The organism is Streptomyces capoamus (assembly GCF_014654935.1).
GTDB classification, from domain to species: Bacteria; Actinomycetota; Actinomycetes; order Streptomycetales; family Streptomycetaceae; genus Streptomyces; species Streptomyces capoamus.
The window spans coordinates 53,445-56,646 of record NZ_BNBF01000025.1 but is presented as its reverse complement, the minus strand read 5'-3'; the positions used below and the strand labels follow the sequence as shown (position 1 = coordinate 56,646).

The window sequence follows — 3,202 nt, the reverse complement described above, 5'->3', positions numbered from 1 at the left end:
CGCGGCCCGGCCGCTCGTCCCGGTCGACACGGTGGACGCGGTCATCGAGGCCGTACGCGACGGCGCCCCCGCCGTGGTGCCCGCGCTGCCGCTGGCCGACACGGTCAAGGAAGTCGCGCCCGCGCCCGCGGCCGGCGACCCCGAGCAGGTCGTCGCCACCCCCGAGCGGTCCCGGCTGCGGGCCGTGCAGACCCCGCAGGGCTTCGACCGGGAGACCCTGGTCCGCGCCCATGGGAGCGTCACCGAGAACGTCACCGACGACGCGAGCATGGTCGAGCAGCTGGGGGTGCCGGTCGTGGCCGTCCCCGGCCACGAGGAGGCCTTCAAGGTCACCCGCCCCCTCGACCTGGTCCTCGCCGAGGCGGTGCTGGCGCGCAGGAGGCTCAACGATGGCTTCTGAGACGCCCCTGGTACTGCCGCGGGTCGGCATCGGCACCGACATCCACGCCTTCGAGGAGGGCCGTGAGCTGTGGTGCGCGGGCCTGAAGTGGGAGGGCGAGGGGCCCGGCCTGGCCGGCCACTCGGACGCCGACGTCGTCGCGCACGCCGCCTGCAACGCCCTCTTCTCCGCCGCCGGGCTCGGTGACCTGGGACAGCACTTCGGCACCGGCCGGCCCGAGTGGTCCGGCGCGTCCGGGGTCACCCTGCTGACGGAGGCCGCACGGATCGTCCGTGCGGCGGGCTTCACCATCGGCAACGTCGCCGTCCAGGTGATCGGTCCGCGCCCGAAGATCGGCAAGCGGCGGGACGAGGCCGAGAAGATCCTGTCCGACGCGGCCGGCGCGCCCGTGTCCGTCTCCGGGGCCACGACGGACGGCCTCGGCTTCCCCGGGCGCGAGGAGGGGCTGACGGCGGTGGCGACGGCACTCGTGGTGCGGGTGAGCTGACGGCGTGCGAGGGTACCCACACGACAGTCAGTGATCCCTGGACTCCGGAGGGGTACCCATGTCCGCCGTACTGTCCGACCGCCTGAAGTCCGTGCTCGACGGCAAGGTGTTCATCGTCGTGGGCACCGTCCAGCCGGACGGCAGCCCGCAGCTGTCCCCGGTCTGGGTGCTGCGCGACGGCGACGACCTCCTCTTCTCCACCACCGTCGACCGCCGCAAGTACCTCAACCTGGACCGTGACCCCCGGGTGACCGTCGTCGTCCTCAACCCGGACGAGCCGTACGAGTACGCCGAGATCCGCGGCACCGCCGAGATGACGACGGACGGCGGCCCGGAACTCATCGACCAGCTCAGCCGCAAGTACACCGGCAAGGACTACGCGGACTTCAACCCCGCGTCCGCCCAGGACGCGCAGCGGGTGGTGGTCCGGATCCGCCCGCGGAAGGTGGTCGGCCGGCTGTGACGGCGGGCCTTCACCCTTGAGGGGACGGCCGGGCTCCCGGCGGTGTCCTGGTGAGGGCGGCCTCCCTGGTGTCAGGGGGGGGCGGCTCGCGCCGGGATTCCCGGGGCGGGCGGGGTCGGCTTCGTGGTGGGTAAGGGGCGTGGCACTGTCCGGCGCCCACTACTCTGGAGTGGTGACGATTCGCCTGTACGACACCAGCGCCCGGCAGATCCGTGACTTCACCCCGCTCGAGCCGGGCTGTGTCTCGATCTACCTGTGTGGCGCCACCGTGCAGGCTGCCCCCCACATCGGGCACATCCGCTCGGGCCTGAACTTCGACATCATGCGCCGCTGGTTCGAGTACCGCGGTTACCGGGTGACGTTCGTCCGCAACGTCACCGACATCGACGACAAGATCATCGCCAAGAGCCACGAGCAGAACCGCCCCTGGTGGTCGATCGGGTACGACAACGAGCGCGCGTTCAACGAGGGCTACACCGCGCTCGGCTGCCTCCCGCCGACCTACGAGCCCCGCGCCACCGGTCACATCACCGAGATGGTCGAGATGATGCAGGGCCTCATCGAGCGCGGGCACGCCTACGCGGCCGACGGGAACGTCTACTTCGACGTACGGTCCTTCCCGCGCTACCTGGAGCTGTCCCGGCAGGAGCTGGACAACCTGCTCCAGCCGTCCGGCGAGGGCGAGACCGGCAAGCGGGACCCGCGGGACTTCGCGATGTGGAAGGCCGCCAAGCCGGGCGAGCCGACCTGGCCGACCCCCTGGGGTCCGGGGCGGCCCGGCTGGCACCTGGAGTGCTCCGCCATGGCGCACAAGTACCTGGGCAGCGCCTTCGACATCCACGGCGGCGGCCTCGACCTGATCTTCCCGCACCACGAGAACGAGATCGCCCAGGCGAAGGCCTACGGCGACGACTTCGCCCAGTACTGGGTGCACAACGCGTGGGTCACCCTGGCCGGCGACAAGATGTCGAAGTCGCTCGGCAACAGCGTGCTGGTCAGCGAGATGGTCAAGCAGTGGCGCCCGGTCGTCCTGCGCTACTACCTGGGCACCCCGCACTACCGCTCGATGATCGAGTACAGCGAGGAGTCCCTGCGCGAGGCGGAGTCCGCGTTCGCGCGGATCGAGGGCTTCGCCCAGCGGGTCATCGAGCTGGTCGGCAAGACCGTGGAGCCGGCCGCCGAGGTCCCGCCCGCCTTCGCCGAGGCGATGGACGACGACCTGGGCGTCCCGCAGGCCCTCGCCGTCGTGCACACCACCGTCCGGCAGGGCAACAGCGCGCTGGCCGCCGACGACAAGGACGCCGCCGTCGCCCGGCTCGCCGAGGTGCGGGCCATGCTCGGCGTCCTCGGCCTCGACCCGCTCGACCCGCACTGGGCCGGCGAGCCCGGTGACCGGGGCGAGGACCTGAACGGCGTGGTCGACAGCCTCGTACGCCTGGTCCTCGACCAGCGCGAGTCCGCCCGCGCCCGCAAGGACTGGGCCACCGCCGACGCCATCCGCGACCAGCTCAAGCAGTCGGGGCTGGCCATCGAGGACGGTCCGCAGGGTCCGCGCTGGAGCCTCGGCCAGCGCTGATCCCCGCTCGATCCGGTGATCGATTGTGCCGCCCGGCCCCCCGGGCGGCACACTGCATAGACGTACGTATCCGCACGCTTCACGAAGACAGGTAGGTCATGGCCGCGAACAACCGTCGCATGTCCGGCAAGAAGGGCGCGCAGGTCGGCAGTGGCGGCCAGCGGCGCAAGGGTCTCGAGGGCCGGGGGCCGACCCCGCCGGCCGAGATGCGCAAGGGTCACAAGAAGAACCGCGTCGCCAACGCGAAGGCGAAGCAGGCCGTGCGCCGTCCCGTGG

The 3,202-nt window shown here is 71.8% G+C and carries 4 protein-coding genes and 1 pseudogene; all 5 read left to right on the top strand.

The window, feature by feature from the left end:
• A partial coding sequence (locus IE312_RS42625) for a 2-C-methyl-D-erythritol 4-phosphate cytidylyltransferase (RefSeq protein WP_229900639.1) occupies positions 1 to 400 on the top strand: 400 nt, incomplete at its 5' end.
• Positions 390 to 887 (top strand): 2-C-methyl-D-erythritol 2,4-cyclodiphosphate synthase, encoded by a 498-nt coding sequence (gene ispF, locus IE312_RS31010; RefSeq protein WP_189985584.1) that lies wholly within the window; start codon positions 390 to 392, stop codon positions 885 to 887. The genes IE312_RS42625 and ispF, both read left to right, overlap by 11 nt.
• Before the next feature lie 58 nt (positions 888 to 945).
• Complete coding sequence (locus tag IE312_RS31005; protein ID WP_189985583.1) at positions 946 to 1,350, top strand: PPOX class F420-dependent oxidoreductase; 405 nt, start codon at positions 946 to 948, stop codon at positions 1,348 to 1,350.
• Between the two features lie 172 nt (positions 1,351 to 1,522).
• Entirely contained in the window at positions 1,523 to 2,926 is a 1,404-nt protein-coding gene (cysS, locus tag IE312_RS31000) for a cysteine--tRNA ligase (protein WP_189985582.1), read from the top strand.
• A 98-nt stretch (positions 2,927 to 3,024) separates the two neighbouring features.
• Positions 3,025 to 3,202, top strand: a pseudogene (locus IE312_RS42620) (23S rRNA (guanosine(2251)-2'-O)-methyltransferase RlmB); the annotation flags it as partial.

Coding starts and splice junctions, on each gene's coding strand:
- ispF (WP_189985584.1), top strand. CDS start 390: ATGGCTTCTGAGACGCCCCTGGTACTGCCGCGGGTCGGCATCGGCACC.
- IE312_RS31005 (WP_189985583.1), top strand. CDS start 946: ATGTCCGCCGTACTGTCCGACCGCCTGAAGTCCGTGCTCGACGGCAAG.